This window comes from Streptomyces albiflavescens (genome assembly GCF_014645835.1).
In the GTDB taxonomy this organism is placed as follows: domain Bacteria; phylum Actinomycetota; class Actinomycetes; order Streptomycetales; family Streptomycetaceae; genus Streptomyces; species Streptomyces albiflavescens.
In genome coordinates, this window is sequence record NZ_BMMM01000003.1 from 304525 (window position 1) to 323974 (window position 19450).

Here is a 19450-nt window from a genome sequence, read left to right on the forward strand (position 1 = left end):
AGGGGGCCGGGTCAGGCCTGGACGTCGCGCAGCATGAAGCCGCGCTGTCCCGGGCGGCGGTTGGGCACCATGCCGAGCCGGGCGAGGGTCTCGTCGGCGTCGGCGTAGTACTCGCCGAGCTGGTAGATGCGCTTGGCGTCCGCTCCGGTGGCGATGTCGCGGCCGAGCGCCTCGGAGATCTTCACCATCTGCTCGACCTGGGCCACGGAGGACATCCGCTCGCCCTTGCCGCGCCAGAGGTTGTCCTCGTTGCCGACGCGCACGTGCTGGCCGAGGGCGATGGCGACTGCGTTCATCGGAGCCACGGCGCGCATGGAGCTCTCGATGGTCAGAACGGCGCCGTCCGGCACGCGGCGAATGAACTCGACCAGGTCGGCGGGGTGCCGGCCGGCGAAACCGCCGCCGATGGCCACGTAGTTGAGGATCAGCGGGCCGGTGTAGACGCCCGAGCGGATCAGCCGCTCCACGGTCTCCAGCTGTGCCAGGTGGGCGAGCTGGAAGTGCGGCTGGATGCCGTTCGCGCGCAGGCGCTCGAGGTGCTCCAGGTAGAAGTCCGGGCCGGCCTCGACGACCATGTCGCGGTAGGCCCGGTAGTAGTCGGGCTTCGCGATGGACGTGCCCTCCAGGTCGTCGTCGTTCATGATCTCGACGATGTTCATCTGGCTGGTGTTGATCGCGATCGTCACCTGGTCCGGCGCGGGGGTGAGTTCGGCCAGCAGGTGGCGGGTGTCGTAGGCGAGCCACTTGGCATCGCCGCCCTCACCCTCGGGGGCGAAGGAGATGGAACCGCCGATCTGGAGCACCATGTCCGGCACGGTCTCGCGCAGCCGCCCGAGCAGTTCGTTGAACATGGACATCCGCTTGGAGCCCTTGCCGTCGAGCTCACGCACATGGATGTGGAGCACCGTCGCGCCGGCGTTGTAACAGTCGACGGCCGCCTGTACGTGCTCGTCCATGGTCAGGGGCAGGTCGTCCGCGTCCCCGGGAAGCCACTCGGGGCCGTACGGCGCGGCCTGGATCACCAGCTTCTCCTGGTTCTCCGGGAAGAGGGAGTCGTCGTGGAAGTGCACGGTGCTTCTCCTTGGCGTCGGGGACATGGCGTCCCGGAGCGGGCGGCCGACGGGACGACATGTCCTGCGGCAGCGGTCGTCCGGGCTGGTGGCAGCACGTGGCCCAGATGGTCGCGGGCCGGTCCGGAGGGAGTGCCCTCAGGGGAGTCGAAGGGTCTTCCCTCCGGAGGCCGGCCGCCTGCGCGGTGGTGCCACGGTAGGGCGGGCGGCAGGTGCCCGCTTTGCCTGTGGTGACAGGTGACTTGCCAATCGGGGACACACGTATGGGTACAGCGGCGCTACCGTCCGCGTGCGTCCCGCGGATGCGGCGGCGCTACCGTCCGCGTGCGTCCCGCGGATGCGGCGGCGCTACCGTCCGTGTGCGTCCCGCGGGTTCAGCTTCCGTCGAGCGTCGCCGAGCCGGTCCGGCTCTTGCGCCAATCCCGCGGACCGGTGCCGAACTGTTCGTGGAACCAGCGGGAGAACGCACTCAGCGACGAGAACCCCAGCAGGGTGGATACCTCGGTCAGGGAACGGCTGGGATTGGCGACGAACTGCTCCGCGAGCGCTCTGCGGGTCGTATTGAGCAGGGAGGAGAACGTCTCCCCGCACCGGGCCAGATGGCGGTGCACGGTGCGCCGGTCGACGTCGAGGCTGCGCGCGATCTGCTCGATGGAGCAGCGCCCGGTCGGCAGCAGCGCCTCGATCAGGTCGCGCACCCGGTCGGCCTCGGAGGCCTCCTTGGGGGCCGCGAAGGGCTCGAAGTACTGCCAGGTGTAGCTGCGCAGTTGTGCGTCGGCCATGGCGTTGGGGGCGTCCAGGTCCTCGGCGTAGAAGACGATGCCGTTGAAGCCGCGGTCGAACTCCACCACCGGCCCGAACAGGCGACGGTGTCCGGCGGTGTCGCGCGGCGCCCGGTGGGTGAAGCAGACCGACGACGGACGCCAGCGCGGGCCGAGGAAGCCGCACAGCACGCGGTGGAACGCGCCCACGGCGAGCTCCGTGCCCTGCCGGGCCGGCTGCGGCTCGCCGAGCCGGAGGTCGACCTTGAGCGTGGCCACCCCATTGCCTTCCGAGAGCCGGGCGTGCAGTACCTCGTTGTACGTGTGCTGATGGCGGATCAGCAGGGCCAAGGCGCTGCGCACGTCGGGCTCTTCACGCACGAGCAGGCTGATCGGACCAAGGTTGGAGAAGCGCCGCAGCTCCGCCAGGTGCAGCCCGAAATCCTCGCGCCCGGAGGCGGCGGCCGACAGCTCCAGCAGGCTGACCACCGCCGTGCCCGAGATCCACCGGTCCTGGACGGCAAGGTCCGCGGTGTCCAGGCCGACGCTCCTCATCATCTCCCGCGGATCCAGACCGAGGGAACGACTCAGCTCGACGTAACCGTTCAGCGCGGCGGTGCGGGCAAGGGGCCTCATGGGCACGCTCCAGGGGCTGCGGGTCCCCAGAAGTTAAGTTTCCCGTCTCCTTACGTCAAGCATGACGGACGAGTGATTCGCAGCATCCCCGTTCGACGCGGCCCTGCGGCGACGGCATGGCTGCGTGCCCGGCGTGGAGCTTGGTCGCTTGCCCGACGCGGGGGCACGGCCGGGTGCGCGGAGCATGGTCGCCTGCCTGGGGTGGGGCCTGGCCGGGTGTCCGGTGCGGGACGTGGTCGTCTGCCCGGCGTGGAGTACGGCCAGGTGCCTGGCGCGCGTAGGCGGACAACAGCCGGGGCACACGGGCACCCTGCCGCGGCAGGCACGGCGAGGCAGGCGCCGCCGTCTCAGCTGTCTCCAGGCGTTTCAGGACGCACACTGACCCATTGCTGACCCTCCTGACGAATGCTCAGGCCGACTTCCCGACGTGAGCGCACTTCTGTGCGGTCGACACCGGTGTGGCGATGGGATCACCGGGTGCGGATCCAGACGGTCTTCTCCCGGGTCCACTGGTCGAAGGCGTTGGTCGATTTCTCCACGCCGCCGAACCCGGACTGCTTCCAGCCGCCGAAGGGTGTGGTGATGTCGCCCTCGCTGTAGGCGTTGACGGAGACGACGCCGGCCTGGATGTCGCGTGCCAGCCTGAGGGCGGCGTCGAGGTCGCGGGTCCACACCGAGGCGGCGAGCCCGTATTCGGTGGCGTTCGCCAGGTACATCGCCTCGTCTTCGGACGTGAAGGTCTGGACGGTGACGACGGGCCCGAACAGTTCCTTGGTGAGTACATCGCTGCCTTCGGGAGCGTGGGTGATCACGGTGGGCGGGTAATAGGCCCCGCGCTGCGGCAGGCCGTGCGGCAGCCCTCCGGTGTGAATGCGGGCTCCATCGGCCCGGGCGGCTTCCACCGCCGCCGCGACCCGGTCGAAGGCGGCCCGGTTGATCAGTGGCCCCACCTGCGTGCGAGGGTCCGCGGGATCGCCGATGACCAGGCGCTTCGCGGCGGTCGTGAACCGCTCCAGTACCTCGTCGGCGATGCTGTTGTGGATCAGGACGCGGGAACCGGCCGTGCAGTTCTGCCCCATCGTCAGGAATGCGGCCTCGATCATGTGATCGATGAGCTCGTCCCCGTAGGCGAGCGCGTCGGCCATCAGCACCTGGGGGCTCTTGCCGCCCATCTCCAGCGAGACGCGTTTGAAGTTGCTGTCGGCCGCGTCCTTGAGGATGCGGCGCCCGGTCCCCGTGGAGCCGGTGAACGAGAGGGCACCCACGACGGGGCTGCGGGCCAGGGCGGCGCCGGTGACGGAGCCGTGGCCGGTCAGGACCGTGAGGACCCCCTCGGGAAGGCCGGCCTCGGCAGCGAGTCCGGCCAGGTGCAGGGCCGAGCGCGGGGTCGCCTCGGCGGGCTTGACCAACAGGCAGTTGCCCGCGGCGAGGGCGGGGCCGACCTTCCACGCAGTCATGGCCAGCGGGTAGTTCCAGGGCAGGATCGCCGCCACCACCCCCACCGGTTCCCGGCTCATCAGGCCCAGGCCGTCCTTCCCGCCGGGGGCGATCCTGCCGAACACCTTGTCGGCCGCTTCGGCGAACCAGCGGATCGACTCGACAGCGCCGGGTACGTCGCTGGTGAGGCACTCCGTGATCGGCTTTCCCGCGTCCTCGCTGTCCAGCCGGGCCAGGATCCCGGCGTCGCGTTCCATCAGGTCGGCGAGTCGCAGCAGCACCGCGCTGCGCTCCCGGACCGGCAGCCGCGACCACACGCCGGATGCGAAGACCTGCCGGGCCCGCTCAACCGCCTTGGCGACTTCTTCGGCGCTGGTGGCGGGCACGGTGGTGATCAGCTCCCCGGTGGCCGGGTTGACGACGCTCAGCGTGGCGGGGCTCTCGACTGTGGTCATTTCTCCTCCACCAGTTCCCAACGTCCATCGATCTGCCGTGCCAGTCCCCGGCGGCGCAGCTCCTCCAGATAGCGGGCCATGCCGCGCTCACCCCTCTGACGGAACAGCGGGAGCACCTTTGGCAACAGGTTCGGCGCCAGCATCGCGAACCGGACCAGACGGGACTCACCGGTCCGGGGGTATGCCTCCAGACGGGGCTTGTCGAGCAGGCTCACCACGGCCGCCACGACGTCGGCGGGCTGCTGTGGCGGATCCTGGAACTGCATGGAGTTCCCGCCGTCCACGGCCTCCTGGCGCAGCATCCGGGTGTCGGTTGCCGACGGCAACACCGACCCGGCCAGGATGCCCTTGCTCCGCAGGTCGAGCCCGAGGGCGAGCATCGCCCCACGCAACCCGAACTTCGAGGCCGTGTAGATCGGGGTCTCGCCCAGCGGGAAGATCCCGCCGAGGGAGACGGTGGTGACCACGCGGGCATCCCGGGAGGCTTGCAGCAACGGGACAGCGATCCTGGTGGCGACCAGCGGCGAGGTCAGGTTGAGGGTGATCTCCTGCTCGATGCTCTCGACGCTGCGCACGTCGAAGCGTTCGGCGCTGGTCATTCCCACGTTGTTGACGAGCACGTCGAGACGGCCGTACGCGTCGGCAACCTGATCGAAAAGGTGCTCCACCTGGGCCCGGTCCACCAGGTCGCAGCCGAGAGCGGTGTGGCCGGCACCGGGAAGCTCGACGGCGACCCGCTTGGCGCGGGCCTCGTCGATGTCGACGACCACGCAGCGGGCACCCCCGGTGGCGAAACGACGGCACACCGCGCTGCCGATCCCGCCGGCGCCGCCGGTCACCAGCATGACCTTGTCACGGAAGTCGAAGCCGCTCACGACACCGCCTCCGCGTCCCGCAGGGACCGCACGCGCGGCGGCCGGCCTTCGGTGCGCCAGCCCATCTCGGCCGCGATCCTGGCGAGGTGCTTCACGAGGGCCGCGCTGTCGACGTAGCCGGTGTGCCGGGGCGAGTCGACGAACTTGATGCCGCCGGACAGGTCCGGGCGGTCGGTACGGATCATGCTTGCGAATCGCTCCGCGTTCGGCAGCCGGTGCGCCGCATCGTGGATGTGCCCGGCGATCAGCTGAGCCTGGGTGTCGAAGAGCTGGTACGCGCCGGAGTTGGTCTCGACGAAGCCGACTCCGCACAGGCCCTGGTGCTCGCGGGAGAACGACGACAGGTACAGGTCGGGGTGCTGCTCGTCGCCGAAGTACTTCTGCGCGACCGGCACCTTGTGGACGTAACCCGTGGCCAGCAGGATCAGGTCGAAGTCGTCGCGGGTGCCGTCCGTGAAGTGGACCGTGCTGCCCTCGGTGCGGGCGATCCCCGGTCTGGCGCTGATGTCGCCGTGCTGGAGGTGGTGGATCAGCATCGAGTTGATCGCGGGGTGGGTCTCGAACAGCTTGTGGTCGGGCTTCTGCAGGCCCAGGCGCGTCGGGTCGCCGTTGATGATGCGCAGGAGGGTGCCGAAGACCCGCTGTGCCAGCCACATCGGCAGATGCGGCCCGTTGTTGGCGATGGTGTCCACCGGCCGGCCGAAGAGGTGCTTGGGGATGAACCAGTAGCCGCGGCGCATGCTGATCACCGCGTGGTCCGCGCTGCGGGCCGCGTCGCAGGCGATGTCGCAGCCGGAGTTTCCCGCTCCCACGACCAGGACCCGCTTGCCGCGCAGTTCCTCCGCGCTGCGGTAGCCGACCGTGTGGCGGACCTCGCCGGTGAAATTCCCGGGCAGTTCCGGGACGTTGGGGTGCCACTGGGAACCCGTGCACACCACGACCTGGCTGTGCACGGTTTGCCGTCCGTCGGTCCGGGTGACCGCCCAAGTGCCGTCCGCGTTCTTCTCGACGCTTTCGACCTCGACGCCGAACCGAATGCGCTCCGTCAGCTCATAGGCGTCGGCGAAGGACCTCAGGTACGAGAGGATCTGCCGGTGCGGGGGATAATCGGCGAATTCGTCGGGCATGGGAAAACCTCCGAAGCCCGAGAGGGTCTTGCTGGAAATGAAATGGGCCGACTCGTACATCGGGCTGCCGGGGTTGTCGATGTCCCAGATGCCGCCGGGCCCTGTGTGCCGTTCAAGATGCGTGTACGGCAGATTCCGCTCCATCAGGGCTCTGGCGACTGCCAGCCCGGCAGGTCCCGCTCCGATCACGCACGTGTCGTACTGGATATTTCCCATAAACCAGATCCCTTTTCCAGCCGTTTGCGGTCCCATTTCTGAAGGGCTGAAAAGAACTTATTCATCTGCAGTTCAGCGGGAAATGGTCCGTGCGGTCAAAGAGGGGGCTTGGGCGGCCAGGCGCTTGCCGCCCACGCTGCCCAGTCGTCCGGCTCCGGCCGGAACAGGGCGCGGGCCCGGCAGGGCTCACCGCAGCACGCCGGCTCGTGTTGCCGGCCGCGTGCTGGGTCGTACCGCTTGCACGTGCCGGTAGGTGCACAGCCTCAACTGGGCGGGGTGTTTCCGGCGGCGTCGCGGTTACGCCACTGCGCTCGGGAAAGCCCGGCAGCGGCTACACGCGCCCTACGACCTGAACCGGTGGTGGAAGGATCGTGCGGTCGTCAGGAGCGCGAGGACGAGTGCGGCGGGTATCCCGTAGGCGAGTCGGAAGTGGCCGGTGGACCCGAGGATTCCGCTGGCGGCCCCGCCGGTGAGCACACCGATGTAGTTGAAGACGTTCATGCGGGCCAGGACCGCTTCGATCGCCCCCGGTCGCAGGCGTCCGGCGGAGGCAAGGCACAGGGGGACGAGTGCGGAGACCCCGAGCCCGGTGCACGCGGCGGCCAGGACCGCGTACGGCCAGGAGGGCGCGGCTGCCAATCCGGCCAGGGCCGTGGCGGTGAGCAGGGCGGCGGCACGGATCACGGCCGCCGGGCCGATCGCGCGTACCAGATGGTCGGCGCAGGCCCGCCCGGTGACGGTGCCCACCTGGTAGGCCGCATAGGCCAGAGGTGCGAGGGACAGGGCGGTGTCCAGGGTCTGGTGGAGATAGAGCGTGGACCACGACGAGACCGTGGAGTCGATGACATAAGCGACCAGGAGGACAAGGCCGAACGGGGCGAGTTCGACCCACAGTCCGCGGCCGAGCACGACAGACTCCCCATGGGACTCCCCATGGTCGGACACGGCGATCGGTGAGCCTGTGGGAAGCGCGTGCGAGCGGACGGTCAGGGCGAGGGCCAGGACGAGGCCGGCCTGTGCGGTCAGGGTGTACTCGGCGGGCAGGCCGAGGTGAGCCGTGCCCGCGGTCAGCAGGGCGGCCGCGACGCCGGCTGCGCTCCAGGCGGCGTAGAAGGAGGCGAAGATGCTCCGGCCGTAGTGGCGTTCGACGGCCGCGGCCCGGGTGTTCGCCGACACGTCGATGCAACCCAGCGTCATGCCGAACAACCCGTAGGACAGCGCGACCACGGCCCGGTCGGGAGCCCAGCCGATCAGCAGCAGAGCCGCGGCGGTCGCCACGACGGCGGCCCGCATGGCGGCGACCAGCCCCAGACGCCGGATCACGGCCAGTCCGGCGAAGCTGCCGACGCCCGCGCTCAACGCGACTGCCACAACGAGCACGGTCATCGTCAGCGGAGAGAGCGAGAGACGCTCCTTGACAGCGGGCACCGTAGTGGACACCGCGGCCACCGCTGCTCCCTGAGCGGCGAACACCGTCGCCACGCCCCGTCGGGCCGCCGCAAGCGGGCTCCGGCGCACAAATCGTCGCCGAGCCGGGGTCTGAAGAGGTGCAGTCATGGTGAGCCTTCGTTTCTGGCGCTCTCGCGTCGATGTCCCATGCGTCACGGACGGCAAGCTGGGCAAGCCGGGCGGGTTCCGCACAAGGTAGGGAGGGCGAAAAGGCCGCGTGCAGCGCGCCAGAGGCCGAAATGGGGGCCTTGGCGGCCACGCCCGCGACAGGCGGGGGCCGGCTGCTTACAGTGAAGCGAGAAACGCCCTGGTGAGAGGGAACGCGATGCCCGATGCTCCCGCCCCGGTCACCGCTCCGGGAACGAGTCGCAGCACCTCGGCCACCATCGCGCCCAACATCCTCCGCTACCTCGCCCGGGTCGCCGAAGAGCACGGCGTCGACCTGCAGCCGCTGCTGACCCGGGTCGGGCTGGACCCGACGGTGATGGGCTCCGCCGCGCTGCGGGTCTCCTACCGGCAGGGCAGTGACGTCATCCGCCAGGCGGTCGGGCTGACCGGGGACGAGCACCTGGGGCTGCGCGTGGGCGCGGCGCAGCACCTGACCGCGTGGGGGCTGATCGGCTTGGCCATGATGGCAGCCGACACTCTTCAGGACGCCATCGAGACCGGCGTGCGCTATCAGAACGTTTCCGGGGCGATGACGGTGTGGTCGGCCCGCTGGGAGGACGTCGGCTACGTGTTGCGCGCCGATCTGCCGGACCCCGCACTGGATCCGACGGTCGCCGCCTTCCTGGTCGAGGAGGCGTACTCCAGCGTCGTCACCCTCACCCGTCTGAGCGTCGGCGCCACATTCGCCCCGCAGACGGTCGAGTTCGCCTTCCCCGCCCCACGCGACACGCGCCCGTTCGACGAACTGTTCCGCTGCCCACTGCGCTTCGACGCCGCCGGCAACCGCATGGTGATCCCCACTCGGTGGGCCCGTGCGGCCATGCCGGGGCGGGACCCCATCACCTACGCCTCGGTGCTTGACGTGCTGGAGACGGAGATGGCGTCACGGCGCGACCAGCAGGACCTGCTCGAGGTGCTGGAGATCTCCATCGCGCAGAGCCTTCCGGCCGTCCCCTCGTTCCCCGAGCAGGCCCGCAGGCAGGCGTCCAGCGAACGCACCCTGCGCCGTCGCCTGGCCGAGTGCGGCACCACGTACGAGGCGATCGTCGACGGGGTACGCCGTGAGCAGGTCGAACAACTGCTACGGCGACGGGAACTGACGCTCCGTGACATCACACGCCAGGCGGGCTTCGCCGACGTGAGTGCACTCCGGCGGGCGGTGCGCCGGTGGCATGGAGTCACCCCGCTCGAGTTGCGCACGGGACTGCTGGAGCGGGAGGCGCCCACCGGTCGCTGATCGCCCCAGCGGTGCTCGGCTGCCCGACTGTCAGGCCGGACAACAGTCCACGTCGGATCCGTCGGCGCGCAACACAGCCGCCCATCGCCGGTTACCGAACCTGAATGAGTGATGTCGGGAGGATCGGCTGAGCGCGGGTTGCCTCGGACCCGGCCTCCCGGCGCCTTCTTGGGCCCGGCACGGGACGGGCAGGGTCATCGGCGGCGGCGTGGGGCGGACAGAGCGGCGGTGAAGTCGTCCAAGGCCGCGAGGTTGTGGGCGCTGACGACGGCGTCGCAGTAGGGCAGTGCCGCAGCCATGCCGGCCACGAGCGGACGGTAGCGCGGGCTTGCCGTGCGCGGGTTGACCCATACGACGCGGTAGGCGACCCGGGACAGCCGCGCCATGTGGGTGGCGAGGTCGGCGGGCGCGCCGGTGTCCCAGCCGTCGGAGATGATGGCGACCACGGCGCCGTGCGCCATACCGCGCCGGCCGAACCGCTCGTTGAACTCCGCCAGGCACTCCGCTATGCGGGTGCCCCCGGACCAGTCCGGGGCCGCCCGTCCGGCCCGTGCCAGCGCGTCGTCCGGCCCGGTCCGCCGGAGGGCGGGCGTGAGGCGTGTGAGCCGCGTGGCGAAGGTGAAGACCTCCGCGCGGGCGGCACGGGCCGCGCAGTAGAGCAGTTGCAGCATCGCGCGGGCATAGGGCTCCATCGATCCGGAAATGTCGCAGAGCACGACGAGGTCGCGGGGGCGGGCGCGAGGCACGAAGCGGCGTAGCCGCAGCGGGTATCCGCCGGTGCGCCGACTGTCGGAGAGGGTGCGGCGCACGTCGATGCGCGCACCGTGGTGCGCGGTGCGGCGCCGACGGGACGGCCGGGTCGGGGTGCGCAGCACAAGGGTGCGCATCACCTCGGAGAGCCGCGCCAGTTCCTCGGCGGACAGGTCCGCGAAGTCGCGGCTCGCGAGACGGTCGAGCGGACTGGCGGCGAGGGGTACGGGAGCCTCCCGCGGCTGCTCGTCGGTCTCCCGGCCGCGTCCGTCCGGGGTGGCCTTCCGGGTGCCGGGGACGCGATGGGCAACGGTGTGCGCGGGCGATCGGGCCGGGTCGCCGGGCTGCCCACGCTGTGCTCCACGGTCGGCCGAGCCGCCGAAGACCTCACGGAAGACCGCGTCGAACGGCTCGATCTGCTCGCGGTCGGACACCAGGGTGGCGAGCGCGCAGTTCCGCAGCTCGCGCGTCGTCGACGGTGCCAGCAGGGTGAGCGCCCGAGCGAAGCTCCGGGTACGGTCGGGGCCCACCGCGATCCCCGCGTCGTGCAGGGCGGCGGTGAACGAGGCTGCCAGTTCCGGTAGGTCAGGAGGCATCGGAGCCTGCCTCCGCGTCGATCAGCTCCGCAAGTCCGGCCCGGCGCACGGCCTCCAGGTCCTCGGCGTACTTGAGCACCGCCCCCAGGGTGCGGTCGGCGGCGTCGGCGTCGAGAACAGTGAGCCCCAGCGCGTGCAGCGCGCCCGCCCAGTCGATCGCCTCGGCGATGCCGGGCGGCTTGGTGAGCTCCTGCCGGGCACGCAGGCGCGCCACCCCGCGGGCCACGCGCGGGGCCAGCCACTCGGCCGACTCCGGCACCCGTCTGCGGATGATCGCGGCGACTCGTGCGGTGTCGGGATACTCGATCCAGTGGTAGAGGCAGCGGCGTTTGAGCGCGTCGTGCAGATCCCGGGTGCGGTTGGAGGTCAGCACGGCCACCGGGGGTACCGCGGCCGTGCGGGTGCCCAGTTCGGGGATGGTGACCGCGGCATCGGCGAGCAGCTCCAGCAGGAACGCCTCGAACTCGTCGTCGGCGCGGTCCACCTCGTCGATGAGGAGCACGGCCGGTCGTGGTCCCGGGTGGGAGATCGCGGCGAGCAGCGGCCGTGGCAGCAGGTAGTCCTCGGTGAACAGGTCGGCGTCCCGCAGGGGCTCCCCACGGGACTCGGCCAGCCGGATGGCCAGCAGTTGCCGGGGGTAGTTCCACTCGTAGAGGGCCTCGGCCGAGGACAGGCCCTCGTAGCACTGCAGCCGGATCAGCGGGGTGTCCAGCACGGCGGCGAGCGCGCGGGCCGCCTCGGTCTTGCCGACGCCGGGCTCGCCCTCCAGCAGGATCGGCTGCCGCATGCGCACGGCCAGCAGCAATGCCGTGGCCAGGGCGTCGTCGGCCAGGTAACCGACTGCGTCCAGACACGAGCGCAGGGCGGGGACGTCGGGTACGAGGGGGTCGAGGTCAGGCATGCGCGTAACGGGAGGGGTCGTCGGCGAAGGCGTGCTGGCACCCCGGCCCGCAGAAGTACACCGTGGTGCCGGCCCGGTCCAGTGAGAGAGTGGCGGGCGTGATCGCCACGGTCATGCCGCACACGGGATCCACGTCCTCGGCCACGGCCTGCGGCGCGGTGGACTCTGCTCCAGGTTGCGCGGCCCGGGCCGCCTGCGGCCGCAGTGCGACGATCTCGGCGTACACCGACAGCGCGATCTCCGCCGGGGTCCGCGCGCCGATGTCCAGCCCGGCCGGGGTGTGGATGCGCGCGCGTTGCTCCTCGGTGATGTCCAGCCCGGCGAGCACCGCCGCGCCTCGCTTCGGACTGGCGACCAGACCGATGTACGGGACCCCGGCACGCGCGGCTTCGATCAGCACGGTCTCCTCGTCGCGACCGTGCGTGGCGATGACGACGACGTCGATATCGGGTGGCAGCGGCTCCCCTGGCGAGGCCGTCCGGGCGTCGAGGCCGAGCACACGACCGACGTCGAGCAGGGCTCGGGCGATGGGGGCGTGTCCGTAGACGTACGCCAGCGCCGGGGGAAGGTTGGCCTCCAGGAAGATGTCGAGCGTCCCGCCCGACAGGCAGGGATTGGCCACCGTGACCAGGCCTTCGCCGGGCTCCTGTGCGCCTCCGGCCCCGGTGTCCGCGGTGGGCGTGATCCTCAGCAGCAGCGACTCGCCGGTCTCCAGCACCCGCAGGCCCTGCAGCTGCACCGTCGTCTCGGCGCATGTGCCGCCCACGAAGCCCTCGACGGTGCCGTCGGGCAGCACCAGCGCGCTGTCCCCGGGCTTGGCGCTCGTGGGCCGCTCCGCGTGCACGACGGTGGCCAGGACGAACGGGGTCCGGCCGTGCCGGAGCACGTCCGCCCGGGTCAGCAGTTCGGTGTTCGTCATCGCGGGGGCCTCAGGTGATCGCCAGGTCGGTGCGCAGCGGCCGGCCCTGGGCGGCTCGCCACACTGCGGCGGGCGTCAGCGGCATGTCGACATGGCGTACGCCGAGCGGCTTCAGCGCGTCGACCACGGCGTTGACCACCGCGGCGGGCGAGCCCACCGTCGCGGACTCGCCGACGCCCTTCGCACCGATGGGGTGGTGCGGGGAGGGGGTGACGGTCTCGCCGAGCTCCCAGGACGGGCACTCGACCGAGGTGGGCAGGAGATAGTCCATGAACGACCCGCCGAGGCAGTTGCCGTCCTCGTCGAAGGCGATCACCTGCATGAGTGCCATGCCGAGGCCGTCGGCGAGCCCGCCGTGCACCTGGCCCTCGACGATCATGGGGTTGATCCGGTTGCCGCAGTCGTCCACCGCGACGAACCGGCGGACCTTCACCTGGCCGGTGGCCGCATCCACGTCGGCCACGCAGATGTAGGCACCGAAGGGGAAGGTGAGGTTAGGCGGGTTGTAGACGCAGGTCGCGTCCAACTGGCCCTCGACACCCTCGGGCAGCTCCAGATTGGAGTGTGCCGCGAGGGCGATCTCGGCCATGGTCCTTCCCTGGTCGGGGTCTCCTGTGACGAACCAGCGGCCCTTCTCCCATTCCAGGTCGTCCGGGTTCACTTCGAGCATCGCCGAGGCCACGAGCCTCGCGCGCTCGCGTACCTTGCGCGAGACCATCGCCGCCGCGGCTCCGGACACCGGCGTCGAACGGGAGCCGTAGGTACCGAGCCCGAACGGGGTCTGGTCGGTGTCGCCGTGCACCACCTCGACGTCCTCGGGCGGGATGCCCAGCTCCTCGGCGACGATCTGCGCGAAGGTCGTCTCGTGCCCCTGGCCCTGGGTCTGCACGGAGATGCGCAGCACCGCCTTGCCGGTCGGGTGAACGCGCAATTCGGCACCGTCGGCCATGCCAAGGCCGAGGATGTCCATGTGCTTGCGCGGGCCGGCGCCGACGGCCTCGGTGAAGAAGCTGACCCCGACACCCATCAGCTCGCCGCGCTCGCGCTTCTCCGCCTGCTCCCTGCGCAGGTCCTCGTAGTGCGCCATGTCCATCGCCAGCTGCAGGGCCCGCGGGTAGTCGCCGGAGTCGTACTCCCACCCGGTCTGCGTCCGGTACGGGAACTGCCCCGGCCGCAGCAGGTTGCGCATCCGCAGCTCGGCCGGGTCCTCGCCGAGCTCGGCCGCGAGCAGGTCGACCATCCGTTCGACCAGGTACACGGCCTCGGTGACGCGGAACGAGCAGGCGTAGGCGACACCGCCGGGCGCCTTGTTGGTGTAGACGCCGGTCACGGCGCAGTGCGCGGCGGCCAGGTCGTACGAGCCGGTGAAGACGCCGAAGAAGCCGGCCGGGAACTGGGTCGGCTGCGCGGTGGCGTTGAAGGCGCCGTGGTCGGCGATCACCCGGACCCGCAGGGCCTGGAGCTTCCCGTCCCTCGTCGCCGCGATCTCGCCGTGCATGTGGTAGTCGCGGGCGAAGGAGGTGCTCATCAGGTTCTCCGAGCGGTCCTCCACCCACTTCACCGGCTTGCCGGTGACGATCGAGCCGACGACCGCGCACACGTAACCGGGGTAGATGCCGACCTTGTTGCCGAAGCCGCCGCCGATGTCCGGCGAGATGATCCGGATCTTGTGCTCCGGGATGCCGGCCACCATGGCGTAGATCGTGCGATGGGCGTGCGGGGCCTGGGTGGTGGACCACACCGTCAGCTTCCCGGTGATGGCGTCCATGTCCGCCACGGTGCCGCAGGTCTCCAGCGGCGCCGGGTGCACCCGCGGGTAGAGCATGTCCTGCTCCACCACGACGTCGGCGGCCGCGAAGACCTCGTCGGTTCGCTCCTTGTCGCCCGCCGACCAGTCGAAGATGTGGTTGTCGGTCTGCTGGTCCTTGTCGTCGCGGATCACCGGCGCGTCCGGGTCGAGCGCTCGGCGGGCATCGACGACCGCCGGGAGCGGTTCGTACTCCACGTCGATCAGTTCGAGGGCGTCCCGGGCGGCGTAACGGTCCTCGGCGACGACGAAGGCGACCTCCTGGCCCTGGAAGCGCACCTTGTCGGTGGCGAGCACGGCCTGCTTGTCGTACGAGAGCGTGGGCATCCAGGCCAGCCCGAGACCGGCCAGGGTCTCTCCGGTGATCACGGCCTTGACCTTGGGGTGCGCCTCGGCGGCGCTGGTGTCGACGGACAGGATCCGGGCGTGCGCCAGCGGGCTGCGCAGGATGGCGCCGTGCAGCATCCCGGGCAGCCGTACGTCGTCGACGTAGGTCCCGTGGCCGCGGACGAACCGCGCATCCTCTTTGCGGGGCATCCGTCCGAAGCCGACCGGCCGTTCCTCGGTGGTCGTCATGCCCGCACCTCCTCGCGGCCGGGCTCCGACTCGGTGGCCGCGTCGGCGGTGCGCGCCCCGCCGCCGTGCTCGGCGGCCCAGCGGATGGAGCGCACGATGTTCTCGTAACCGGTGCAGCGGCAGACCTGTCCGGAGATGGCCTTGCGGATGTCCTCCTCGGACGGATCCGCGTTGTGGTCGAGCAGCCAGCGGGCGGTCATCATCATCCCCGGCGTGCAGAAGCCGCACTGCAGCCCGTGGCAGGCTACGAATCCCTGCTGCACGGGGTCGAGTTCGGCTCCGTGCGCCAAGCCCTCGACGGTCCGCACCTCATGGCCGTCGGCCATCACCGCGAGCACGGTGCAGGACTTGACCGGCGTCCCGTCCAACCAGACGGCGCACACCCCGCAGTTGGAGGTGTCGCAGCCCCAGTGGGTACCGGTGAGCCCGAGTTCGTCGCGCAGGAAGTGCACGAGCAGCAGCCTGGGCTCGACGTCCCTCGTGTGCTGCTCGCCGTTCACGGTCACGGTGATCCGCATGTCACGCCTCCTGCCCCTGGGCACGGGCGGCGGCGGCGCGCAGCGCCCGTGTGGTGAGCTCCCCGGCCAGATGCCGCTTGTAGTCGACCGGGCCGCGCTGGTCGGCTGCCGGCCTGCACTCCTGCGAGGCGATCCGGCCCGCCTCGGCGAAGCCCTCGTCGTCCGGCCGTCCGCCGCGCAGGAAGTCCTCGGCCTCCTCGGCCACGAACCGTGGGGCACCCACCGCGGTCAGCCCGATCCCGGCCTCGGTGATCACCCCGTCGGAGATCTCCAGTACCGCTCCCGCGGCGACGACCGCCCAGTCACCGACCCGGCGCTCGACCTTGCGGTAGGCGCTGGCGTGCGAACGGATGGGCACTCGGACCTCCACCAGAAGCTCCGCTTCGTCCAGCGCGGTCTCGTACGGCCCGAAGAAGAACTCCCGGATCCCGATGGTGCGCCTGCCGCCGGGCCCCTGGGCGACAAGGGTCGCGCGCAGTGCCGAGAACGCCGCGGACAGGTCCTCCGACGGATCGGCCTGGCAGAGCGAGCCGCCCACGGTGCCGCGGTTGCGTACGAGCGGATCGGCGATCACCCGTTCCGCGTCCCGCAGGATGGGGAAGTGCTCGCCGACGACCGGTGAGGCGAGCAACTCCGCGTGGCGGACCATCGCTCCCACGGACAGTTCGTGCCCGTCCACCCGGATCAGCGCCAGCTCGCCGAGGCCGTTGATGTCGATCAGGGCTTCGGGCTGGGCCAGCCGCAGCTTCATCATCGGCAGCAGGCTGTGTCCGCCCGCCACCACCCGGGCGTCGGGGCCGTACCGGGTGAGCAGCTCGATCGCATGCTCGAGGCTGGTGGCCGTCTCGTACTGGAACGCGGCTGGAACTTGCATCGGGCCCTCCTGGAACGCTGTGCCCGCTGTGCAGTGATGCTGCGCTCTTCCGCACCGGCCGTGCAATGGGCCAATAAGTATTCACTTATCAGTCCAAACGCAGGAAAATCGCATAGTGACCGTCACACAGCTCAGCACCTTCGTGCTGGTTGCCCGGCTCGGTTCGGTGGGCGCCGCGGCACGGACTCTGGGCGTGAGCGAGTCCGCGGTGTCGCAGGCGCTCACCGCGATGCGCACCCACTTCGGCGATCCGCTCATCCGGCACTCCCCCAGCGGTGGGATGCGCCTGACGCCCGCGGGGGCGCGGCTGTTGCCGGTCGCGTCGCGGATGGTCGCGTTGAGCGCGGATGCCGAGGCGGCGGTGCGGGCGGCGCGGGGTGCGCCTGACGAGCTGCGGGTCGTCGCCACGAGCACGCTGGCCGAGTTCGTGCTCCCGGCGCTGATGGAAGCCTTTGCCGGCCGCGCGGGGCGCAGGACCGAGACCTCCTTCGGGGTGGCCAGCGGCAAGGAGATGCGCGTGCTCGTGGAGAGCCGGCTGGCCGACGTCGCGCTCGGGCCGGATCTGGGTGCCAGCCGTGAGGGCGAAGTGGTCGGCGAGCCGCTGTTCCGCACCCAGCTGGTCGTGGTGACCGGCGCAAGGGCACCGCGGCCGGCCGGTCCGCCGCCGCTGTGGTCGTGGCTGGTCGACGCCTCCGGTACCGATCCGGACGCGGACTCCGGGCGGTTGCTGCGTCGGCTGGGTGTGACCGAGCGACACGTGTGGGTGTTCCCCAACCAGACCGCGACCTGGGCGGCCGCTGCCGAGGGCGCGGGGGTGGCGCCGGCGTTGGCCCATCTGGTGTCGCCCCGTATCCGGCGTGACGAGCTGCGCATGCTGGAGACCCCGGCCACGCCGTCGGACGCCACGTGGCACGCCACCGTCCTGCGACCCGAGCACCGTTCCCCGGCCACCGACGCGTTCCTGCACTTCCTGCACACCCCCGCAGCGACCCGCATCATGCGCGCGCCCGGCGCGGGTGTCCCACCGTCCCGGTTCCGGCCCCCGGTGTACGTCACGCTCTGGGGCGCGTGAAAGAGCAGGCGATGGGCCGACGCAGGCCAGTAGGGACGCTCTGCCGCCATCCGAGCCCTCGGACGTCGGGCCCGCCAACCCGGGTCGCGGCGCAGGTGCCTCAGGCGGAACGCTGGGTTGGGGCGGCGCGGCAGTTCTACGGCCTCGGGGGCAGTGGCGGCTTGGACACGGGGCTTCCTCCCTGCTCAGGCGGACGGCTTCTCGCCGGAGTCGAAGCTGGCGAAGTACGCGGCGGCCATGTCCTCGTCGGCGTGGCCCTGCGCGGCGGCACGCTCCAAGCGGTCGGCGCTTGCGGCGGCCACGTCGAGGCGCACGCCGTTCTGCTCGCCGGCCTCGACGATCAGGCGGGCGTCCTTGGCGGCGGTGGCCACCGCGAACTGGGCCGGAGACAGCTGCTCGTTGAGGATCAGTGCGGACTTGGCGCGCAGGTACGGCATGTCGAGCGGGCCGCCGCCGATGGCGTCGAAGAAGCTCTGAGGATCGACGCCGAGCGCCTGCGCCAGGGCCAGTACCTCGCCGGCCGCGGCGGTGGTGGCGATGACCCAGCTGTTGGCGACCAGTTTCAGCCGCGTCGCGCTGCCGGCCGCGCCGTCCTCGCCGGTCCACACGGTGCGGGCGCCGACCGCGTCGAGGACCGGGGTCACCTCGTCACGGTGCACGCTCGGCCCCGCGGCGATCACGAGCAGCTGACCGGCCTCGGCGGGCTGACGGGTGCCGAGAACCGGAGCGTCGTAGAAGACGAGTTCGTGCTCGTGGGCGAAGGCGGCCAGGTCGGCGATCGCCAAGAGGCCCGCGGTGGTCGACTGCACCCAGGCGGTGCCGGGGCGAAGGGCGGGGGCTGCCTGCCGCATGACGTCCAGGGCGGCCGGGCCGTCGTAGAGCATGGTCAGCACCACGTCGGCGCCCTCGACCGCGTCCGCGGGGTTCTCCGCGATGTACACGCCGTCCGCCGCCAGCGGCTCGGCCTTGTCCCGGCTGCGGTTCCAGGCGCGCACGGAGTGTCCGGCCTTCGCGAGGTTGCGGGCCATCGCGGCGCCCATGATGCCGGTGCCCAGGACGCTCACGGTGAGCTTGTCGGTCATGACGTCAACTTCCCTGTTCCTACGGTGCGGTGGGGGCTCGAGCTCGATCGCGCCCCCGAAGGCCGGGGGCGCTCCTGGAGTGCGGTTACCTGGAGGCGGCGGAGACGAGGCCGTCCAGCCACGCCTGGTGGCCGTTGAGCATCGGGTTGGGCCGCTCGCCCGCGAGGGCCGCGGCGGGCTGCCCGATCTGGGTCTCCTGAGTCAGGATGCGGACCCGGCCGCCGGGCAGATCCTCGACCAGCCAGGCGTGCAGCACGTCGAGCTGTTCTTCCGGCCTGCCGTCCTGCTGCGCTGTCCAGGACAGGCGGCCCGGGACGCCCTCGGCAGGGGCCTGGAACTCCACGACGTGCGCGGCCAGGGGCGGAAAGCCGAAGGTGCCGAAGCTGAAGACGAGGTCGTCCTTCAGCTCGGGGCCGCCGCCCTGCGGAAAGGAGATGTCGGCGACGTTGTCGTAGTAGCCCTCCCACTCGGAGGTGTCGATCAGGTGGTGCCAGACCTGGGCGGCCGTGATGCCCTGGACGATCATCTCGTTGGAGACGAAGTTGTCGCCGGTACCGGGGAGGTACTTCTCGGGCCAGTTGATCGCGTTCTGCGTGGTCATGAAGGGGTCCTTTCGAGGGGGCCCGCGTACGGGGATCAGGCGTGCTTCTTGAGGGGTTGGTCCACGAGCGGGCCGGAGGCGGCGGGTTCTGACCGGTGACGACGTTGCGGCCGGCCGAGTTGAACGCCTCGTGAGGGACGACGGCCTCGTCGGCCCGGAAGCCGGTGGCGCGCGCGATGCCATCGGCCGGCGTCCACTGGTCGACGCCGGTCACCACGAAAAGGATCTTCGCCAAGTGTGCTCCTTGTGGGCTCTGGCTGAAATCGTCACCGGTCCCGCCGGGCGCCGCGACCGGGCGGCCTCGTGGCGACATCCACGACGTT

The 19450-nt window shown here is 71.0% G+C and carries 16 protein-coding genes; 2 read left to right on the forward strand and 14 right to left on the reverse strand.

Annotation, left to right across the window (positions count from 1 at the left end; translation table 11 throughout):
* Window positions 1-11 precede the first annotated feature (11 nt).
* The 6 genes from IEY95_RS10700 to IEY95_RS10725 all read right to left on the reverse strand — a co-directional run bounded on the left by IEY95_RS10700 (window position 12) and on the right by IEY95_RS10725 (window position 8134).
* Entirely contained in the window at window positions 12-1070 is a 1059-nt protein-coding gene (locus IEY95_RS10700; RefSeq protein ID WP_189185699.1) for a beta-keto acid cleavage family enzyme, read from the reverse strand.
* Window positions 1071-1444: 374 nt separating this feature from the next.
* Window positions 1445-2467 carry an AraC family transcriptional regulator gene (locus IEY95_RS10705; protein WP_189185700.1) on the reverse strand — a complete coding sequence of 341 codons (1023 nt, stop codon included), beginning with the start codon at window positions 2465-2467 and terminating at the stop codon, window positions 1445-1447.
* Window positions 2468-2937: 470 nt separating this feature from the next.
* Window positions 2938-4359, reverse strand: coding sequence for an aldehyde dehydrogenase family protein (locus IEY95_RS10710; protein ID WP_189185701.1), 1422 nt, complete (start codon window positions 4357-4359; stop codon window positions 2938-2940).
* Window positions 4356-5234, reverse strand: a complete 879-nt coding sequence (locus IEY95_RS10715) for an SDR family NAD(P)-dependent oxidoreductase (RefSeq protein ID WP_229702804.1) — start codon at window positions 5232-5234, stop codon at window positions 4356-4358. The genes IEY95_RS10710 and IEY95_RS10715 overlap by 4 nt, the downstream gene beginning before the upstream one ends.
* A complete protein-coding gene (locus tag IEY95_RS10720) occupies window positions 5231-6577 on the reverse strand; it encodes a flavin-containing monooxygenase (protein ID WP_189185702.1) in 1347 nt (448 codons plus the stop codon). The genes IEY95_RS10715 and IEY95_RS10720 overlap by 4 nt, the downstream gene beginning before the upstream one ends.
* 342 nt (window positions 6578-6919) lie before the next feature.
* Complete coding sequence (locus tag IEY95_RS10725; protein ID WP_189185703.1) at window positions 6920-8134, reverse strand: MFS transporter; 1215 nt, start codon at window positions 8132-8134, stop codon at window positions 6920-6922.
* Between the two features lie 217 nt (window positions 8135-8351).
* Between IEY95_RS10725 and IEY95_RS10730 the strand changes: the two genes are divergently transcribed.
* Entirely contained in the window at window positions 8352-9431 is a 1080-nt protein-coding gene (locus IEY95_RS10730) for an AraC family transcriptional regulator (protein ID WP_189185704.1), read from the forward strand.
* A gap of 194 nt (window positions 9432-9625) precedes the next feature.
* On the opposite strand, the gene IEY95_RS10735 is transcribed toward IEY95_RS10730, so the two are convergent.
* From IEY95_RS10735 to IEY95_RS10760, 6 genes are read right to left on the reverse strand one after another with little or no spacing between them, the layout of a single operon-like run.
* Complete coding sequence (locus IEY95_RS10735) at window positions 9626-10777, reverse strand: vWA domain-containing protein (protein ID WP_189185705.1); 1152 nt, start codon at window positions 10775-10777, stop codon at window positions 9626-9628.
* A complete protein-coding gene (locus IEY95_RS10740; RefSeq protein ID WP_189185706.1) occupies window positions 10767-11678 on the reverse strand; it encodes an AAA family ATPase in 912 nt (303 codons plus the stop codon). The genes IEY95_RS10735 and IEY95_RS10740 overlap by 11 nt, the downstream gene beginning before the upstream one ends.
* The gene (locus IEY95_RS10745) at window positions 11671-12597 is read right to left on the reverse strand and encodes an XdhC family protein (protein ID WP_189185707.1); all 927 of its coding nucleotides are present in this window, start codon (window positions 12595-12597) and stop codon (window positions 11671-11673) included. The genes IEY95_RS10740 and IEY95_RS10745 overlap by 8 nt, the downstream gene beginning before the upstream one ends.
* Window positions 12598-12607: 10 nt before the next feature.
* A complete protein-coding gene (locus tag IEY95_RS10750) occupies window positions 12608-14980 on the reverse strand; it encodes an aerobic carbon-monoxide dehydrogenase large subunit (protein ID WP_189185708.1) in 2373 nt (790 codons plus the stop codon).
* Window positions 14977-15498: a (2Fe-2S)-binding protein gene (locus IEY95_RS10755; RefSeq protein WP_189185709.1), complete on the reverse strand. Its 522-nt coding sequence runs from the start codon at window positions 15496-15498 to the stop codon at window positions 14977-14979. Before IEY95_RS10755 ends, IEY95_RS10750 begins: the two co-directional genes overlap by 4 nt.
* 1 nt (window position 15499) lies before the next feature.
* Window positions 15500-16372, reverse strand: coding sequence for an FAD binding domain-containing protein (locus IEY95_RS10760; RefSeq protein ID WP_189185710.1), 873 nt, complete (start codon window positions 16370-16372; stop codon window positions 15500-15502).
* Window positions 16373-16487: 115 nt separating this feature from the next.
* Between IEY95_RS10760 and IEY95_RS10765 the strand changes: the two genes are divergently transcribed.
* Complete coding sequence (locus IEY95_RS10765; RefSeq protein WP_189185711.1) at window positions 16488-17444, forward strand: LysR family transcriptional regulator; 957 nt, start codon at window positions 16488-16490, stop codon at window positions 17442-17444.
* Window positions 17445-17629: 185 nt separating this feature from the next.
* Here the strand turns inward: IEY95_RS10765 and IEY95_RS10770 are convergent, their stop codons facing one another.
* Together IEY95_RS10770 and IEY95_RS10775 are read right to left on the reverse strand one after the other, a co-directional pair.
* Complete coding sequence (locus IEY95_RS10770; RefSeq protein ID WP_189185712.1) at window positions 17630-18526, reverse strand: NAD(P)-dependent oxidoreductase; 897 nt, start codon at window positions 18524-18526, stop codon at window positions 17630-17632.
* Window positions 18527-18611: 85 nt separating this feature from the next.
* Window positions 18612-19127: an SRPBCC family protein gene (locus tag IEY95_RS10775; RefSeq protein WP_189185713.1), complete on the reverse strand. Its 516-nt coding sequence runs from the start codon at window positions 19125-19127 to the stop codon at window positions 18612-18614.
* Window positions 19128-19450: the final 323 nt, after the last annotated feature.